Raw genomic sequence first — 18377 nt, forward strand, 5'->3', positions numbered from 1 at the left:
ATTATTCGTGTTGGGTGCCACTAGCGAGCCTGTACGTCTTACCGTGAGGCTTTTCCGGAAACTGAAGACAACTCAAGGCTAAAAACAACTCTTCGACCATGCCCATTTATTCCGCGACCACACTACAACAATTCGCAACACAACTATTCCAAGCTGCGGGTGTCCCCAATGTGGAAGCTGAGATTGTGGCTGCTAGCCTGGTCGAGGCGAATTTGCGGGGGCATGATTCGCATGGGGTGATGCGGATTCGCGACTACGTGCGGCAATTGCGTATCGGCGAGCTGGTGCCGGGTGTCGAGTTGGCTGTACGCACAGAAACGGCGGCGATGTTGGCGGCTGATGCGCAGTTTGGTTTCGGACAAGTCCAAGCCCGTCGTTTGATCGCGCGATTGATGGATAAAGCGGGTTCCTTGGGCATTGCCAGCGGAACACTCATGCGGTGCGGGCACATTGGCCGCTTGGGAGAATGGGTCGAATTGGCTGCTGAAGCGGGTTTCGCAGCGCTGGTGGCGGTCAATGACAACGCCTCACTGCGGGTCGTGGCTCCGCCGGGAGGAACCGAACCGCAGATCAGCACCAATCCACTGGCAATTGGCGTTCCCACCAGTGACGGTCCACTGGTGTTGGATATTTCAACCTCGGCCGTCGCCAACGGCAAAATTCGTTTAGCGCTCGCCGAAGGGGTCCCCTGCCCCGATGGCTGGTTGTTGGATGGCGCAGGGGAACCGACTAACGACCCACAGGTACGCCGCGCCGATCCACCCGGCACCATTCAACCTTTGGGCGGGACGCAGGCAGGTTATAAGGGATTTGGTCTGGGGCTGATGTTGGATATTCTCGTCGGCGGCCTCTCGGGTGGATTCTGCCCCCCACAAGAGGATGTCGATAGTTGCAACAATGTGCTGGCAATCGTCTGGCAGCCGCAACAATTCGCCGGGACGGAACATTTTCTGGCGCAAGCTGACCAACTGATCGCCTCGACGCGCAACAGTCGCCGCAAAGCGAACGTCGAGCGAATTCGCCTCCCCGGCGACCGTGGCCGCGAGGTGCGCGCACAACGTCTGCGCGACGGCATTCCCTTCGACGATGGCAACTGGCAACGATTAGTAAAAACCGCCACAGAATTGAACGTCCCGTTACCGACCACCTCGTGATTCTCATCGCTCCCACGGTAAAAAATAGCATTTCACCATAGGAAACCCCCGCAGGATGTGCCGCAGGCACAAGACGCAGCAATTTCTGCTGTCCCTGCCATTGAGACTCTGCTCTCAATAAAAGCGCGGAATTGCGGCTTCTTGCAGGTGGCTGTTGCTAGGGACTGGAACTCGGTGGCTTAAAACCGGGCTTTTCGTTGCGACAGGTATTCCACTAGCGCCCGGTCAAATGGGATGCTGGTGTCGAGCGCGACATAATCCACCCCGGCGGACAGGCATTCCTTGCGGTAGTTCTCACGCAGGGCACCCACGCTGTCGAGATAATCCCCGCGGATGCCGGCAGCGTCGACCAGCATCGTTTCACCGGTCTCCGGATCGCGAAAATCGACCATCCCATCAAACGGAAAATTCACTTCCGCTTCGTCCATGATGTGAAACAAAATCACATCATGTCCGGCATACCGCAACATGTGCAGCGCATCGATGACCGGTCCAGAATCGGCCAGCAGATCGGAAAAAATCATCACCAAACTGCGATGCCGCAGCATCGCGGCGATCCGTTGCAGGTTTTTTGAAATCTCCGTCTGCCCTGTCGGCTGTAGTTTGGACAACAGCGCCAAGATGTTGCCCAACTGTGTCCGTTTGCTTTTCGCGGGGATCGAATGGCGGATTTTTTCGTCGAACGTGATCAATCCCACCGGATCTTGCTGGTGGATCATCAAGTACGCCAGCGCCGCTGCCAGACAGATGCTGTAGTCGAACTTGGTCAGTTCTTGCCGGTAGGTGTAGGCCATACTTTCAGACAGATCCATCACCAGATAACCGGTGAGGTTGGTTTCGGCCTGATATTTTTTGACGTAGTACCGATCGGTTTTGGCAAAGACCAGCCAGTCGATATCTTTGAGGTCGTCTCCTTGTGTGTAGCGGCGATGTTCGCTGAATTCGACGCTGAATCCGTGGTAAGGACTGGCGTGCAACCCATTGAAAAACCCCTCGACGATGAATCGCGCGCGCAAGTCCAACCGGGAGACGGTGCGGATGACTTCGGGCTTGAGGTATTTTTCAGTAGAAGACATAGAACGGTCTGTTTACGCCTTTTCGTATTTTGGCACGGTCGGTTCGGGGGTTTCAGCGACCAAGCGGCGGATGATGTCGTCGGTGGACATCCCCTCGGCCTGGGCTTGAAAGTTTGTCGAGATGCGGTGCCGCAGAACGGGGACGGCCACTTTGCGGATGTCATCCAACGAGACGCTCGGGCGTCCGTCCATGGCGGCCATGGCTCGCCCGCCGGCGATTAAATTTTGCCCGGCACGCGGACCGGCTCCCCAATCGACCAATTCCTGAACGAACTTGGGAGCGGACTCGTCACGCGGACGACTGGAGCGGACCAACTTGGCAACGTAGCTGATTGTCAACGGCGCGACTTCGATCATCTTAATCTGCTTTTGCAGATATTGAATCGAACGAGCGGAGAGAACTTTGCGGATCTCGGGCTGTTCGGCGCCGGTGGTGCTGTCGAGGATTTGTTCTTCTTCTTCGACGGTGGGGTAATCGACGATGATGTTGAACATGAAGCGGTCCAACTGCGCTTCGGGCAGCGGATAGGTCCCTTCCTGTTCGATCGGGTTTTGTGTGGCGATCACAAAAAACGGATCGGGCAGCGGATAGGTGGTTTGCCCAATCGTGACTTCATGTTCCTGCATCGCCTGCAACAGCGCTGCCTGAGTTTTAGGAGGCGTCCGGTTGATTTCATCCGCTAACAGAATATTGGTGAACACCGGACCTTCGACAAAACGGAAGTCGCGGCGGCCCGATTCTTGTTCGTCCAACACGTTGGTCCCGGTGATGTCTGAGGGCATCAGGTCGGGCGTGAATTGAATCCGTTTGAAGCGGACGTCGAGAATTTGCGATATCGTGCTGACGAGGAGCGTCTTCGCCAAACCGGGAACGCCAACCAGCAGGCAATGCCCGCCGGTGAAGATGGCGGCGAAGATCTGTTCGATCACCTCGTCCTGGCCGATGATCACTTTATGTAGTTCTTCGTGCATCACATCGCGATGCCGTTTGAACTTTTCCAAAAACTCGCCGAAGTCGCGGGGTTCTTTTGCCATGAGTGATCGCTGCTTGTTGGGAGTAGATGACCCGGAGGAATATCGCGGCCGCCAGCGCGGGGCGTGCTATGGATTCTAGGAAGGCCGCTCGCAGCGTTCAAGAAGGTTACGACCGTCAGCAGAAAATATCGGCAGGTTACAAACAACACAACGGGAGGGCGAAGCTCCTGCTGAGCCACGCTAGCACGTTTGACAGTAGGTGCGCCTAGGTATTGGGAATGATGTTTTCCGCCAGCGCGCGGCACGGTCTGAATCGCCTCATTCCGCTAAGAGAAAGGTGCTTCGCGACGCAGCCTACTTTTGGGGCACGACCGTCATCGTGTAGTAGCCGATTGCCGGCCAGAGGGGTTGGTTGGCGTCTGGGCCGATGCGGCCGCAGCTGACTTCGTAGACGAACTTTTTCTGCAGTGCGTCGACAGTCAATACGACTTCGCGTCCATCTTCGGAGACTTGGGCGCCGGTAACGGTCACTTTGTGGCGGCCTGATTCGGGAGTTGCGTAGCCACCCTCCCAGATGCGTGTGTAGGCCGAAATGGTGTAGTTTTCCGGATCGGCGGCAGCTTTGCGATTCACCGGAGCAGTGAAGGTCAACGTGAAGCCTTGCGGATTCGCGCGGAGTTCGCGAATGCCGAGTGGTAATTTTCCATTGGGTCGCAACCGCACGATGTCGCCGAGATTGTGTCCGCCCAACCATCCGCTGTCGTGAATGCTACCGATATAGATATCGCCATCGGGGCTGACGGCACCGCTGAGCGCGCCGGTGAAATTGGCGGTTGCGTCTTCGATATCCGTGCGGCTGAGCCGATAGGCGGCGCCTTGCAGAACGTCACCGACTTGTTGCGTCGTAAAGCGAATCAGCGCCCGTGTGTCGTATTCACAGCCAATGCCGTGACCGGCGAAGGGGCCGAAGACTTGAGGGTTTTTGACAAGTTCGGAGTTCAAAAAGAAGATGCCGTTCACGCTCCGCGTCCAGGGGTGCGGGAGTTGCACCGCCGGCCACATGGGGGGGGAATCGGGTGAGTCACGGTGCGGACTGGTCACGCCGTAACCGCGTCCCGGCACGAGGTGATTGATCTCATTAAAGGTGTTCTGCACTCCTTGTTGATCGGACATATAAATACGATCGGCTTGGTCGATCGCCAATCCGGTGGGATAACGCAGGTCATGCCCCAGCGGTTCGATTTTGCCCGACGGATCAATCCGCAACACTTTGCCGCGCCAGCGTGTATGTTCGGCGCGCCTTTTTTTTTGAGCGTAGTCACTGCCCAACCCCACGTACAGATTGCCGGACGAGTCTCGCACGATGCCGGTCGTCCAGTCGTGGTAATTGTCGTTGAATCCCCAACCGGTGGCGACGACTTCCCGCACATCCGCGCGGCCATCGCCGTCGGTGTCGCGCAGTCGTAGCAATTCTGGTTTGTGGGCCACGATCAAATCCGCTCCGTCGGCGATCACGCCGTAAGCGGCGGCAAGTCCTTCTTCGAAGAGCCGCAATTCATCCTCGATGCCGTCGCCATCGGTGTCCTCGGCGATATAAACATGCCCTTTTAGCGAGGTGAATACCATCTTTCCGTCCGGCGTCCAGGTGATCGCTGTCGGCATAATCGATCGCGACAACGGCAAACGTATTCCGTCATAGCCCGGCACCGAGGTGATTTTTTCGATGGGGAACTTCGAAGGCGTTGCGGGATTCTTGCCGAGTTCCTCCGGTTTCAGTTCGCACAGGTAGCGGAACGCCCCCAAGGCCGTATCGCCCGTTTTGTCAATCATGCTGCCTTGAGTTTTGCCATCGGCCGAAACGGACTCCCACGGCGTGGCCGATTCGTCTATGGCTTTGACCAGGGGATTACCAAAAGCAACCTCAGGCGTGCGATGCAATAAAACCGCTTGAAATCCCTCCGGGATACCACTCACGGAAATGCGGCGCTTCCAACCTGTTAGTTGAGATTGGTCTGGGGCCACGGCAGGGCGGATGTCTTCGGTGACGTGCAGTTGCCGGTCGTTGGGGAAATTCAAAACATATTCAAGCTGCACACCGTTGCTGTCAGTATGATAACTGACCAAGCGGCCATGCGTGCCTTGGGCACGGGTAGGCATCAACAACGCATCGCTTGCTGTGCCGTCGACGTGAAGTGCGATGTCGGGGGCGTTGGGTGTTCCTACGGCAATAGTCACACCGGCCGCGTCCCAAAACCAACTTTTGCCTTGTGTGCGTTGGCGGGCGAAGTCGCCCAGCCACCATTGGCGTAGCGAAAACGTATCGAGGTCGTAAAGCACGTTGTGCCGATTCGGTAGTCCCACGGCGAATGAGCGCGGCGTATAACCGCCGTCCGCTTTGTGATTCGTGAACACGTCACGAACAATGCGCGGGGGTTCGTCTGGGCGGACGACCAGATATTGTTCGACCACCGAGGGATTTGTCGGCACGGTGAAGTTGGGATCATTGAGTCCATCCCAGATCGCCGCCAATTGCCGATCGTGATTGCCGGCCAAAATTTTGGGAACCGGTTTGTCAAACGAAGGCATCTCCATACCCGGTACAATCCGCAGGGGCGAACGTGTCCACCGCAAAAAATACTCCCGCCGCATGCGCTGGCCCAACATCAGCAGATCAGACCCGCGCGTGCCCAGTGCGACGTTACGCGGTTCGAATTTGCCAAAGGCGTGGCAGGCAACGCAACTAAATCCTTTGCCGCCGACGAGTTCATGTCCGGCAATCAAGGCTTGTCTGCGCTCGGTCTCAGTGATGTTGGCCAGCGGCTCGGTGCTGATGTTTGGAATGCGATCATGACCGATTAAGAATTTCGTCAAGGCTTGTTTTTCGGCGTCGGTATGTTGAAATCGCGGCATGCGGACTTTGAGCCAAGGCAACCGTGGTTTCTTTTGTTCGCCGCTGACGGCCTCGGATAACGCATCGTCCTGCAACTTATCGCCGACCGCCGTCAGCGCCGGCGGAATGAGTGCTTCGCTTTGTCCCTGCAAGGTTTCATCGACCCGCGACATCTTTCCGGCAATGGCCACGATTCCTTTGCCCAGGTCGCGTTCATGGCAGTTCAAGCAATTCCGCTGCACCAACAATTGCCGTCCCTGTTCAAATTCTCCCACGGGAGTCCGCAGTTCGTTATGCGTTGCGACATAAGCGGCAATGTCTGCTGAATCGACGTGCGGATAAAATGGGCGGGAATGTTGGTCCGCGGGTTGTGCGGACAAACAAGACTTCGCCGATTTCATTGTCGCGGCGGACAACCTCGGAATGTTGGCGAGGTTTTCATCAACACCCGGGATGCGGTGGCAATTGGCGCAGCGGGCGGTGACAACCAATGCACGACCGGCCTTAATTGTTTGCGCCGAGTCCTGTTGTGATTTGCCTGGATCAGCCGATTGCTCAGTCGGCGTTAAATAGAGCGCCAATTGCGCGCGTTCTTCTTTCGACAATTTGACCACCGGCATGCGGTGATCTCGATTCAATTTTTCCGGGTGGGCCAACCAGGTGTAGATCCAATCGCGGCTTCTTTTTTTGCCAATCTGACTTAGGTCCCCACCGGTAAATTCTGAAGTCGTTCCGTACTCACCATGGGTATGGCAGGCGAGGCAACCGACGGAGCGCAGCAGAATTTCGCCTTCCCGGCGGGCGACGGTTTCGTCCTTGACTGCGGGCAGGTCCGTGGTGGCGACCGGATCGCCTTGTAGTAAAAATGCGGCGATGGTCTCGGCTTGTTTGCGGTCGAAACCAAATTGCGGCATGTTGGCATGCGGATCGTCGGCTGCAGCGCCGGATAATTGATCGATGATCCAAGCACGCGACAACCCGCCGGCAGCATGCGCTAAACTGGGAGCCGGGTTGCTGAGTTGTTCCTGTTTTCGGCGATGGCAGCGATTGCAGCGGTTAGCAGCAATAGCCGTTTGTCCCCGTTCAATTTGTTTCAGCTCGGCGGCAACATCATTGCGGTACAGGAAACGTGCCGGCAGTGGTTCGCGGTCGAAGCGGTCCGCGGACCAAAACAATTTGAGCTGACCGGCCTTTCCCGTTTTTTTGTACTGCACATCCAGTTCAAACTCACCGAAGTCGAATTCCAACGGCGGACCATTGATCCACCCCGGCTGTTGCTGCTTTCCAGAAAGCACTTCTTTTCCGTCGAGCGTGATCGTAACTTGACCTTGGACGTAGGCAAAGAACCGGTAAGTGCTCGGTTCCTGCAAAAGCAATCGCCCTTGCCACTTGGCTTGAAAGCGGCCAGCGGGCAAGCGAGGATCGGGGCTAGCGGTTCCCCAAGCGAACTCAATGTCCGGGTCAATACGGCGAATGTTTTTTTTACCGGATGAATAAACGGCGGACAGTCCGGGCAGATAATCCGCATCTTCTTCGTCTTCTTCCACCGCCGCAACCGGTGCGACAAACAATCCGAGCATCACAAGACAGAGCAAGCACATCAACGGGCGGGGCATTCAATCGACTCCGGTCGCGATTTTCCGGTCGCGATTTACAGTGGGGATTTCAAACGGTATGACACGCTTCAGGCGCCGTTTTCGATTATAGTATTTACTATTCTAACAGCGAGAACCATGGACAGGCTACCCGCACCAGCACGTTCGCATCGCTGACCCGGCGACCGGTCGTTGCAAAACGCTCCGCCGCGTCCGGGAGAGACTGATCTGTAAGCTGCCGAAACAAGCGCGACCGGGTTTTGCATCTGGTTCTAAATAGAAAAACCTAAATTCCATGAATGACGAGTCCTCGGCAAACGCATGGCAGGAATTGTTGAGCGAACATCGCGCGCAGCGCGAGGAGATCGCGCAAGGGGGCGGCGAAGCAGCCATTGTGCGGCAACACGAAAAAGGCCGCCTGACGGCTCGAGAGCGAATCGCCGGACTGATCGATCCCGGTAGCGAGTTTTTGGAAATCGGTCGCTGGGCGGCGTGGGGTATGTATGAACAGTGGGGCCCGGCGCCGGCGGCGAGCGTGATTTGCGGACTAGGGCGCGTTGAAGGACGGTCGTTTATGGTGATCGCCAACGACGCCACCGTCAAAGCAGGCGCCTTTTATCCCATGACGGCAAAAAAAGTGTTGCGCGCACAACGCATCGCGATGACCAATCGACTGCCGTTAATTTATCTGGTCGACTCCGCCGGTGTCCTGTTGCCGATGCAGGATGAAATTTTTCCCGACGAAGACGACTTCGGCCGCATCTTCCGCAACAACGCGGTCCTGTCCGCCATGGGCGTCACGCAGTTGGCCGCCATCATGGGGAACTGTGTTGCCGGAGGTGGGTATTTGCCGGTGCTGTGCGACAAATTGGTCATGACCGAAGGCTCGGGATTATATTTGGCTGGTCCGGCGCTCGTGCAAAGTTCTATCGGACAGACCGCTTCGCATGAAGAGTTAGGCGGCGCGGAGATGCATGCGGCCATCAGCGGCACGATTGATTTCCGTGAACCGGACGACGAAAGTTGTCTCGCCCGCCTGCGGGCATTAGCGGCGACGCTCCCACACGATGCGGTGAGCGACAATTTCACTCGGCAAGACCCGGTGCCCCCCGCCCGCGATCCCGCGGAGCTGACCGAGATCGTTACGCCCGATCCGCAGCGGCAATATGAGATCCGCGACGTGATCGACTGCATCGTCGATGCCGGCAGTTTTCAGGAATACAAAGCCGAGTACGGCAAAACGATGGTTTGTGGTTATGCGCGCATTGGGGGGCAGAACGTCGGGATCGTCTCGAACCAACATCATCCGGAAAAAACAGACAAGTCGGGTCTACAATTCGGCGGTGTGGTTTATCACGAAAGCGCGGACAAAGCGGCACGGTTTGTGATGGACTGCAATCAGACATGGTTGCCGATTGTGTTTTTGCAGGACGTCTATGGGTTTATGGTGGGCCGCGATTCGGAGCAAGCGGGCATCATCCGTGCGGGGGCCAAGTTGGTCAGCGCCATTTCTAACAGTCGCGTCCCCAAGCTGACCGTCGTGCTGGGCGGCAGTTATGGAGCGGGGAATTATGCACTGTGTGGCAAGGCGTTTGACCCGCGATTTATTTTTGCCTGGCCAACGGCGCATTACGCCGTAATGGGAGCCGGACAAGCAGCTTCGACGATTTTGCAAGTCAATATTGCCGCCCTGAAACGGCAAGGACAAATTCCTGATGCCGATGAAATGGAACGCTTGCGGCAGCGGATCGTCGATTCCTATGAAGAACAAACCGACATCCGTTACGCAGCAGCGCGGGGTTGGGTGGATGAGATCATCGAACCGGCCAACACGCGAGCCGTACTAATTGAATCACTGGCAATCGCCACCCGTCATGCCAATGACGAACCGTTCCGCACCGGCGTGTATCAGGTGTGAGCGGAAAAGGCATTTTTCCCAGAAGTATCACGAGTGAGCCCCCCAAATCGATAGAACGCCTTACAATTGCTCGCTCAAGAAATCGGGCATGCGTTGGATTTTTCCTTCGGCATCGACGCACCCCAACAGCGTTTCCGCTTCGCAGAGTAACACGTCATCGCGAAAGACCTGGTAGTTGTGAATCAACTTCGCCGGCGAGGAACGGATGAGCTGGGTCTTGACGGTCAGCATGTCATCGTAGCGCGCCGGGGCGCGATAGCGGACTTCCATTTTCACGACGACGATGAACAGACCTTGCTCCTCAACGGAGCGATAATTTCCCCCGGAGGCTCGCAGCAATTCCGTGCGGCCCATCTCGAAGAAGTTGAGATAGTTGGCGTGATGCAGGTAACCCATGGCGTCGGTTTCGCTATACCGGACGCGGACTTGGATTTCGTGTTCGCGGAGCATGTTATTTTTAGTGAGTATGGCGAAATGAATTAGCGGTCATCGTCCGGTGTGTCGCCGGTTTCCTCGGGAGGTTCTTCCTCGGTGGAATCGTCAGGCTGCAGCGGAAACATCGACTGGCGCGCGGTGAGGTCTAGGTTCGGGCCGTCACAGATAAAGGGGCGTCATAGGCCCGCCCATCGTTTTCCTCTTCACCCATTTCCAGTTTTTCCAGCGCGATTTGGTACAGTTGCACGCCGGCGGGAGTGGGGTATTTTCCGTCGATACAAGCTTGGCACAACGATTCTTTGGGAAAGCCGACGCAGCGGGAAATCGCTTCGATGGGCAGGTACTTTAAGCTGTCCGCTCCAAGCGTCTCGGCCATCGTGTCTTCAATTTCCGGCGTCAACGGGCCGTTGTCCATGAACTTCGGCGCGAACAACTCCGAAATCGTCGACATGTCGATTCCGTAAAAACAGGGGGCGATGATTGGCGGGCAAGCCACCCGCACGTGAACTTCGCTGGCTCCGCCCCGTTCCTTGAGTTGGGAGACCAGAACCTTCATGGTCGTCGAACGGACGATCGTATCTTCGACGAGCAGTACCTTTTTGCCGCGGAGAACTTCGGGCAGCGGCGTGTATTTGGTCTTTGCTTTGTCGGCGCGGTTGGCTCCCTCGATGAATGTCCGACCGACGTAGCGATTGCGAATCAGGCCTTCCAGACAGGGGACTTTCAATTGAAAGGCCAAACTATCGGCTGCCGCTTTGGCTGTGTCGGGAACCGGCACGACGATCGTGTCATCGTCGATCTCGAGAGTTTCCACCGCGGCCAATTCCTCGCCCAGCCGTTTGCGAGTGAGGTAGACACTTTGGTCATCCAGCGTACTGGCGACATTGGCGAAATAAATCCATTCGAAGAAACAGTGGGCCCGATTGGGGCTGGCGGTGAATTGTTGAATCGAAAACTCGCCATCGCGAATGATGACCGCTTCGCCCGGGTGTAGGCTTTTAATGCTCGATTCGCGAAATCCTAGATTGGCCAATGCGACCGATTCGCTGGCAGCGGCAAATAGCGGGCCTTCTTTCGCATAACACAGCGGGCGAATCCCTAAGGGGTCGCGGGCGACAAACATGTTGCCCAGTGCGTTGAGGTAGACGATGTTATAAGCGCCGTCGAAATGCAGACTCAGCTCCGTCAGCATCTCGATCATTTCTGGCCGGCGATCTCCCGAGAGTTGATGACAAATCATGTGCATCAAGACTTCGGTGTCAGTTTCGCGAGCGAGGTGGAAATCGTTCTCCGAGAGGATTTCATCCCGCAAGCGCGGATAGTTTGCCAACTGTCCGTTGAAAGCAAAGCTAAACCATTTTGGCTTTTCGATGTGATGCCGTTCGAAGGGCTGCGCGTAACTTTTGTCATCCTTGCCACACGTGGCATAGCGGACGTGTCCAATCGCAGCCCGTCCAGCGTACTTCCGCATCAGGGATCGGTAGCTATCCTGATGGTTTAAGTGGAAGACTTCGGTCACCGTGCCCACGTCTTTGTGGGTATCGATGAGTTGATTGCGGTGCGGATTGAAGGTCGTCATCCCCGCCGCCAATTGGCCGCGATTTTGGATGTCGAGCAGCAACCGCGGAATCAAATTGGATGTATGTTCCACACCTTGAGGCGGGGCGAGCGGGCTAACGCCACGGTCGGGAAGGTGGTAAACCGCGGCAACGCCGCACTCGTGATTCAACTCGGCCATCGGTGATTCGGCATTCACTTAGGGATGCGAGGGTGGGGCGAGGAAAGCAAGTGCGTCTTTATGCTTCCTTAATACTTTGGCATCATACTCAACCAGCCGCCATGAACCAACCAACAAACGAATGATTTCTCGGCACAGGCGGTGGAAATGACCGCAAAGTCGATCAAGTTGCCGTAAACCGAGCCATGCGGTAAATTCGAGGTTTCCTAAATTACATTGGATGGAAACCGCGACATGGTCAATTTGGTTCGCCGCGAGGTGATTGAAACCGCCCGCACGTTGGTCGTCAAAGTCGGGACGAGCGTCCTGTCCCGCGAGGACGATACGCTCAATCTCGAGCGACTGAGTGCTTTGAGCGAAGAAATCCAGCGCGTTCGTGAAACCGGTCGGCGGGTTGTCTTGGTCTCCAGCGGTGCGGTCGGCGCCGGCATGGGCTTGCTCGGTTTGCGACAGCGGCCCCGCAATTTGCCGCATCTGCAGGCTGCTGCTGCCGTCGGACAAGCCCACTTGATCCGGCATTATGACGATTGTCTGAAAAAACATGGCTGTCATGCGGCCCAACTGCTGCTCAATGCAGACGATTTCGATAACCGCTCACGATATCTCAATGTCCGCAATACGATTTTGACGTTATTCGAAAACGGCGCGGTCCCCATCGTCAACGAGAACGATACCGTGAGCGTCGACGAAATCGCTTTTGGTGACAACGATCGATTGGCCGCATTGGTCACAAATCTGATGCATTCGCCGTTGCTTGTCATCTTGTCGACCGTGGACGGTCTCATGGATGGTCCTCCGGATGATCCGAAATCAAAGACGATTCCGTTGGTCAAAGAATGGGATGACAAACTGCTGCAATTGGCGACCGCCGACCGCAGCAAACGCGGGACCGGCGGAATGCGCACCAAACTCAGCGCGGTTAAGATGGCGACAGCCGTGGGAGAGAACGTCATTGTGGCGAACGGGACGCAGTCGGGCACACTGATGAAAGTCTTAGCGGGCGAGGAAACCGGGACGTTGTTCCTAGCGCAGGGAGCGTCCGTTCCGGCTTGGAAACGGTGGATTGGATATTCCAAGCCCCCCAAGGGAAAGCTGATTCTGGATGCTGGAGCGCGGACAGCCGTTGAGCGGGATGGCCGTTCGTTGTTGGCCATCGGAATCGTCGGAGTCGAGGGACAGGTGGAAAAAGGGGACGTGGTTGCGTTGATTGATGCGAAGGGAAACGAATTCGCTCGCGGCTTGACGAACTACAGCACAGCGGAGATTCGCCGATTGGCAGGCAAAAGGAGCGAAGAAATCGCCCAGTTGTACGAATCACTTCCATATGTAGAAATTGTTCACCGCGACAATTTGATTGTTACGGTATAACGTTCACTGAGAAGCAACGTGGGGGCAATTTACACACCGTGGGAGGAGCATTGTCTCACAGGGAATGCAGTTTTTCCCTACTCTTCCGACTTCGACATCGCTAGAATTGCGGTTTACACCCTGTTTTATTGGATTCTTGTTTTATTGGAATCGAATCGAGCAGGGTGTCGGCTGAGCGCAGATGGCTTTCCGAGGCAGGAATTTCGGTCGCCGTGCGCAGGTGTTGATTCGCGAAGTTGATATTTTGCAGCCTTGATACTCGGAAACCGGGTAGAGTAGGCTTGGTAAACACCCTGCGGTGGGTTCGATTGAATTGCTGGGGCGCTTTGAGTTTCATTCTCGTCAGACCATGTTATTTTGTAGGCTTTGCGACTTAGCCGCATCCCAGGTGACTTGCAGCGATCCTGATCCGGGCCTAAGGTTCGAGACGTCTCCCCGTACATCCATTTTTTGCGACGGTGTAACTGAATTTGAAAGCCATCATCAGCGACATTCATGGAAACCTGGAAGCCCTCGAGGCCGTACTCGCGGACATCAAAGGTTTGGGAATCGACGAAATCTATTGCCTGGGTGATGTGGTCGGTTACGGCCCCAATCCGCGTGAATGCGTCGATTTGGTGATGAAATCGTGCAAGATGTGCTTGCTGGGAAACCACGATCAAGGGGCACTGTTTGATCCTGAGGGGTTTAACGCCGGTGCCGAGCGGGCGATCTTTTGGACACGCTCGGTCTTGGAATCGGGTGATTCGGCCGGCAACGAACGCCGTTGGGAGTTCCTGGGAGAATTGCCACGCATGCACAACGAGGGCGACTTTAAGTTTGTGCACGGGTCCGCTCGCAACCCGCTCAATGAATATGTTTTTCCCGAAGACATTTATAACCAGCTCAAAATGGAGCGGATCTTCGGGTTGATTCAGCAGTATTGTTTTCAAGGACACACACACGTTCCCGGCGTCTTCACCGAAAACCTCAATTTCTTCAGCCCGTCGGAAATCAATCATGAATATGAATTGACCGGCGGCAAATTGATGGTCAATGTCGGCTCTGTGGGACAGCCACGCGATGGCGACCCCCGCGCTTGTTATGTTGTGTTGGAAAACGAACCCGCGTCCGACGCCAATGCCGAAGCGGCCGCCGAGACCGACGTGGAGTCGGCCACTCCCGCTCCTCCGGCCAAACTGACATATCGCCGCGTTGATTATGGTTTTGAAGACACGGCGGCAAAAATTTACGACATCCCCGATCTCGATAACTTCCTGGGGGATCGCCTCCGCGACGGCCGGTAAACAATGGAAAATAATCAACGCTTTTGGATTTTTATGGTCGCTGCGTCAGCGATCTATTTGGGGTGGATGTGGTTCAATCCCCCTGCGGGACAAAACCCTGCAGCCAATAAACCGGCCGCGAATGCTGAGGTTGCCGAGAAGGATCCGCAACCAGCCGCGGTGGCGGATCAGGACCCTGACGCGCCACCGGCGGATGCTGCCGCAGACGATAAGAATGCCGATGATAAGGCAGTTGTTGCGGAAGCTGCCGGAGACGAAGCCGCCCCGGAAGATGGCGACAAGCAGGAAGAACCGGCAGTTGCTGACCTTAAAATCCCAGAGTTTCTGAACCAGACAGTCCTGATCGGATCCGACAATCCCGAAACCGGATTTCGCATGGCTGTGACGATCGATACCCGCGGCGCGGCTATCGAATATGTGGAACTCAATGATCCGCGGTATCGCAATCTTAAGAATCGCCAAGCCCCATTGAAGGTTGTCGGCAGTAGCGATCAGGCGGACCACGATAAGTTGCGCAAAGAACAACGGCAACAGGACCAGCTGGTTCTCAAAGTCCAATCGATCTTCCGCAAAAATTGTTACAAATGTCACGCCAAGCCCGCACCGGCGGGTGGCTTTCGGATTGATTCCCGCAATGGTTTGTTCGCCGGCAGTGATACCGGCGCGCCGATTGTGCCCGGCGACCCCAGTCACAGTTTGGTCGTGCAGGCCATCCGGCAGGAAAACGAGCATTTCAAAATGCCCCCCGAGGGGAAGAAGCTCTCAGACAAAGACATCAACGACATTGTGCGTTGGGTCGAGATCGGTGCACCCATGCTGACACCGATGACGTTGCAGGTCACGGTGCCGCAAATTGAAGACCAATTCGCCGAGGCAATCGAATCGCTGAATTCGGTGAATTGGGAGTTGGTGGAGAAGGCAAAGGATGACTCAAAGGCGGTCTTTCGCATCACTTCGCCCGATGGCCGATTCGAATTGACCAAGACCTATCAGGTGAACAAGGCCAAAGGTGACAAACCGGAAGACGAAGTCGACGCTTACGTCCTAGATTTTGATTTCAGCATCAAGAACCTGTCCCAAGAAGCGCAGAGCGTGAATTATGTTCTGCAAGGTCCGGTGGGCGTCCCGTTGGAAAGTGTGGTAGGAGCCCGCAAGTTTCGCGATGTGCAATTCGCATTTCTTAACCGCGAAGACAAGGCCTTTCATTCCGACTCACTTTCGGCCCAGGAAATTGCCGAAGGAGAAACGAGTCTGTGGGAGCAACCGATTTTAAAATACATCGGTGTCGATGCGCAATACTTCGCCGCCTTCCTGCAGCCCGCCAACGAACCGACGGTGGAAGATTCTTATTTCCGCAACTATACGCCAGTCGCCAGCGGCACCATCGACAAGGAGCATCCCGAGCGGACCGACATTAGCGTGTCGATCACCTCCAATGACGCGGACTTGAAGCCGGGTGAATCGCTGACGCACGAGTACGAACTCTTTGCAGGACCAAAGCGGAAAGAATTGCTGGAGCCGCACGGCGCCGAGACAATTATGGATCTGGGCTGGTTCGGAGCCATCGCCAAGGTGATGCTATGGTTGCTGGACAAGTTCTATGCGGTGATTCCCAACTATGGTGTGGCGATCATCTTGCTCACGGTCATGGTTCGCTTGTGCATGTTTCCCCTCTCCCGTAAGCAGGCGCTGGGCGCCGCGAAGATGCAGGAGATCAAACCGGAAATCGATGCGCTGAAAAAGAAGTACGGCGACGACCGGGAAAAAATGGGCCGCGCCCAGATGGAGTTGTTCCGCAAACACAAATACAACCCCTTTAGCGGTTGTCTGGTGTTGTTCATTCAGATGCCGGTCTTTTTCGGTCTGTACACCGCGTTGCGGAGCAGCGTGAATTTGCGGATGGCTCACTTTTTGTGGATCGACAACCTCGCCGCCCCGGATGCGCTTTTTCCCTTGGGCTTCGAATTACCCTTTAGTTTGGGTGATACGTTCAATCTGCTACCGATCATCACGATTGTGTTGTTTATCGTCCAACAGAAATTATTCATGCCGCCGCCAACCGATGAGCAATCGGCCATGCAGGCCAAGATGATGAAGTACATGATGATCTTCATGGGATTCATGTTCTACAACGTACCGGCCGGACTGTGCGTGTATTTCATCTCGTCCAGCTTGTGGGGCATCGCCGAACGCAAATTGCTGCCGAAGGTCCAAAAACATTCCAGCGGAGGTTCGGACGATGGTGGCGGCGGTTCGAAAGGCGATAAGGGTGGTGGCTCAAAAGGTGATGGATCCCCCACGCCAGGGGCGAGTCCCAAAGCAACACCCAAATTGGGAGCTGCTAAGAAGAAATCACGACCGCGTCGCTAACCGGCCCGCCTGGAAACAGGGTGCCCCTAACGGCTTGCCCGCCAGTGCAAAGCATACATCCGGCAAAGCACAGTGCTGGAGCACCCGGCAGCGGAATTCGACGCGACAGCCAACGTAAGCTTCGGCTATGCCATTCGATTTGCACGATACAATCGCCGCGCTCTCTTCGCCGCCCGGTCCGGCGCAGCGAGGGATCGTCCGCATCAGTGGATCCGCTATTCGCGATGCGTTGAACGGATTGTTTCGCCCGGATGATCCGCCGTTATGGGAAACCGCGCGCCTGCCGCAAAGGCATCCCGGTTCGTTTTGGTTAGCCGATATTCAGCGATGGATGTCGGTCGATATTTTCCTGTGGCCAACGCAGCGTAGTTACACCGGGCAACCGATGGCCGAAGTGCACACCTGCGGATCGCCGCCGCTGCTGGAAGCGATACTGGCCGCCATTTATGCCGCCGACGTCCGCCCGGCGCGAGGCGGCGAATTCACGCTCCGTTCGTTCTTGGCCGGCAAGGTCGATCTACTGCAAGCCGAAGCAGTATTGGGAGTGATCGACGCCGATGATCAGGTCCAACTCAACGCGGCGCTGCAGCAACTCGCCGGCGGAATTTCGGGCGACATCAACACGGTCCGCGAGGACTTATTGTCATTGTTGGCGGACCTTGAAGCGGGGTTGGACTTCGTGGAAGAGGATATCGAGTTCGTCGATAACCGCGAAATCTTGGCCCGCCTCACGCTGGCCGAAACACGGATCACCTCGTTGTTGGAACAAGCGGTCGACCGCATGCGCTCAACTGGAACGGCTCGCGTCGTGCTCGCCGGTCGTCCCAACGTGGGCAAAAGCACACTGTTCAATGCATTGCTCGGCCGCGATGCCGCTCTGGTTTCCGAAATCGCCGGCACGACGCGCGATTATCTGGCCGCTGAGGTCAATTGGCATGGACGGCCGATCGAACTGCTCGATACGGCTGGCTGGGAGCTACAGAGCGAGGGACCGTTACAAGCTGCATTGGCGCTGCGCGAAGATCAACTGCAACGCGCCGATTTGATCATTTGGTGCGTCTCCGCCGATGAACCGCCCGATCCGCTTCTCAAGGAAGCCGATTGTGGAAACGCCCGTTCGCTGACCGTGCTCACCAAATGCGATCTTCCTGATACAACGGGGCCCGCATCAGCCCTTCGCGTGAGTGCCGTAACCGGCGCGGGCTTGGAAGAGCTGACCGCCGCCGTCGCCAGCGAACTGTCGCAAGACAGTGCAGCCCCTCAACAGTTGTTGGGCACCACCGGTGCGCGCTGCCGCGACAGTCTCCACGGTGCGGTCGAATCACTCCAACGAGCGCGGGAGGTCGCCGAACTGTCAGCCGGAGACGAACTGCTATCGATTGAAATCCGCGTTGCTTTAGAGGAACTAGGTAAAGTCAGCGGAGCGGTCTATACAGACGACATTCTAGACCGCATTTTCAGCAAGTTTTGCATCGGGAAGTAACGGGGTCGGCTTGAGGCGTGAGGGTTGGCGGTTTTGTGCCGAATGGTGCATGGCCCCTCTCATTTTCTCAGGTCACTGACCACCAGCCA

The 18377-nt window shown here is 56.2% G+C and carries 11 protein-coding genes; 6 read left to right on the plus strand and 5 right to left on the minus strand.

The features are described from left to right. The first annotated feature begins 98 nt into the window (after positions 1–98). Positions 99–1154 carry an Ldh family oxidoreductase gene (locus CA54_RS12380; protein WP_146371070.1) on the plus strand — a complete coding sequence of 352 codons (1056 nt, stop codon included), beginning with the start codon at positions 99–101 and terminating at the stop codon, positions 1152–1154. A gap of 179 nt (positions 1155–1333) precedes the next feature. Here CA54_RS12380 and CA54_RS12385 read toward each other — a convergent pair whose 3' ends face one another. The 3 genes from CA54_RS12385 to CA54_RS12395 form a co-directional block, all read right to left on the minus strand. After that, complete coding sequence (locus CA54_RS12385; protein ID WP_146371071.1) at positions 1334–2230, minus strand: DUF58 domain-containing protein; 897 nt, start codon at positions 2228–2230, stop codon at positions 1334–1336. Between the two features lie 12 nt (positions 2231–2242). Continuing rightward, positions 2243–3265: an AAA family ATPase gene (locus CA54_RS12390; RefSeq protein ID WP_146371072.1), complete on the minus strand. Its 1023-nt coding sequence runs from the start codon at positions 3263–3265 to the stop codon at positions 2243–2245. A gap of 294 nt (positions 3266–3559) precedes the next feature. Next, positions 3560–7711, minus strand: a complete 4152-nt coding sequence (locus tag CA54_RS12395) for a DUF7133 domain-containing protein (RefSeq protein ID WP_146371073.1) — start codon at positions 7709–7711, stop codon at positions 3560–3562. Positions 7712–7985: 274 nt separating this feature from the next. Here CA54_RS12395 and CA54_RS12400 point away from each other — a divergent pair, with 274 nt between their 5' ends. Beyond that, a complete protein-coding gene (locus CA54_RS12400) occupies positions 7986–9608 on the plus strand; it encodes an acyl-CoA carboxylase subunit beta (RefSeq protein ID WP_146371074.1) in 1623 nt (540 codons plus the stop codon). Positions 9609–9668: 60 nt separating this feature from the next. Here CA54_RS12400 and CA54_RS12405 read toward each other — a convergent pair whose 3' ends face one another. Both CA54_RS12405 and CA54_RS12410 read right to left on the minus strand, forming a co-directional pair. Then, the gene (locus tag CA54_RS12405; RefSeq protein WP_146371075.1) at positions 9669–10058 is read right to left on the minus strand and encodes an acyl-CoA thioesterase; all 390 of its coding nucleotides are present in this window, start codon (positions 10056–10058) and stop codon (positions 9669–9671) included. A gap of 130 nt (positions 10059–10188) precedes the next feature. Then, on the minus strand, positions 10189–11781 hold the full coding sequence (locus CA54_RS12410) for an amidophosphoribosyltransferase (protein ID WP_146371076.1): 1593 nt from the start codon (positions 11779–11781) through the stop codon (positions 10189–10191). A 234-nt stretch (positions 11782–12015) separates the two neighbouring features. Here CA54_RS12410 and proB point away from each other — a divergent pair, with 234 nt between their 5' ends. The 4 genes from proB to CA54_RS12430 all read left to right on the plus strand — a co-directional run bounded on the left by proB (position 12016) and on the right by CA54_RS12430 (position 18288). Next, a complete protein-coding gene (proB, locus tag CA54_RS12415; protein WP_146371077.1) occupies positions 12016–13149 on the plus strand; it encodes a glutamate 5-kinase in 1134 nt (377 codons plus the stop codon). Positions 13150–13619: 470 nt separating this feature from the next. Beyond that, positions 13620–14435 (plus strand): metallophosphoesterase family protein, encoded by an 816-nt coding sequence (locus tag CA54_RS12420; protein WP_146371078.1) that lies wholly within the window; start codon positions 13620–13622, stop codon positions 14433–14435. 3 nt (positions 14436–14438) lie between these two features. Beyond that, a complete protein-coding gene (locus CA54_RS12425; protein ID WP_146371079.1) occupies positions 14439–16805 on the plus strand; it encodes a YidC/Oxa1 family insertase periplasmic-domain containing protein in 2367 nt (788 codons plus the stop codon). Positions 16806–16932: 127 nt separating this feature from the next. Beyond that, positions 16933–18288: a tRNA modification GTPase gene (locus CA54_RS12430; protein ID WP_146371080.1), complete on the plus strand. Its 1356-nt coding sequence runs from the start codon at positions 16933–16935 to the stop codon at positions 18286–18288. The last annotated feature ends 89 nt before the right edge of the window (positions 18289–18377 follow it).

The organism is Symmachiella macrocystis (genome assembly GCF_007860075.1).
GTDB lineage: Bacteria > Planctomycetota > Planctomycetia > Planctomycetales > Planctomycetaceae > Symmachiella > Symmachiella macrocystis.

What these genes read in the sequence shown, in the direction of transcription:
- CA54_RS12380 (WP_146371070.1), top strand. Translation starts at nt 99, where the DNA reads ATGCCCATTTATTCCGCGACCACACTACAACAATTCGCAACACAACTA.
- CA54_RS12385 (WP_146371071.1), bottom strand. Translation starts at nt 2,230, where the DNA reads ATGTCTTCTACTGAAAAATACCTCAAGCCCGAAGTCATCCGCACCGTC.
- CA54_RS12390 (WP_146371072.1), bottom strand. Translation starts at nt 3,265, where the DNA reads ATGGCAAAAGAACCCCGCGACTTCGGCGAGTTTTTGGAAAAGTTCAAA.
- CA54_RS12395 (WP_146371073.1), bottom strand. Translation starts at nt 7,711, where the DNA reads ATGCCCCGCCCGTTGATGTGCTTGCTCTGTCTTGTGATGCTCGGATTG.
- CA54_RS12400 (WP_146371074.1), top strand. Translation starts at nt 7,986, where the DNA reads ATGAATGACGAGTCCTCGGCAAACGCATGGCAGGAATTGTTGAGCGAA.
- CA54_RS12405 (WP_146371075.1), bottom strand. Translation starts at nt 10,058, where the DNA reads ATGCTCCGCGAACACGAAATCCAAGTCCGCGTCCGGTATAGCGAAACC.
- CA54_RS12410 (WP_146371076.1), bottom strand. Translation starts at nt 11,781, where the DNA reads ATGGCCGAGTTGAATCACGAGTGCGGCGTTGCCGCGGTTTACCACCTT.
- proB (WP_146371077.1), top strand. Translation starts at nt 12,016, where the DNA reads ATGGTCAATTTGGTTCGCCGCGAGGTGATTGAAACCGCCCGCACGTTG.
- CA54_RS12425 (WP_146371079.1), top strand. Translation starts at nt 14,439, where the DNA reads ATGGAAAATAATCAACGCTTTTGGATTTTTATGGTCGCTGCGTCAGCG.
- CA54_RS12430 (WP_146371080.1), top strand. Translation starts at nt 16,933, where the DNA reads ATGCCATTCGATTTGCACGATACAATCGCCGCGCTCTCTTCGCCGCCC.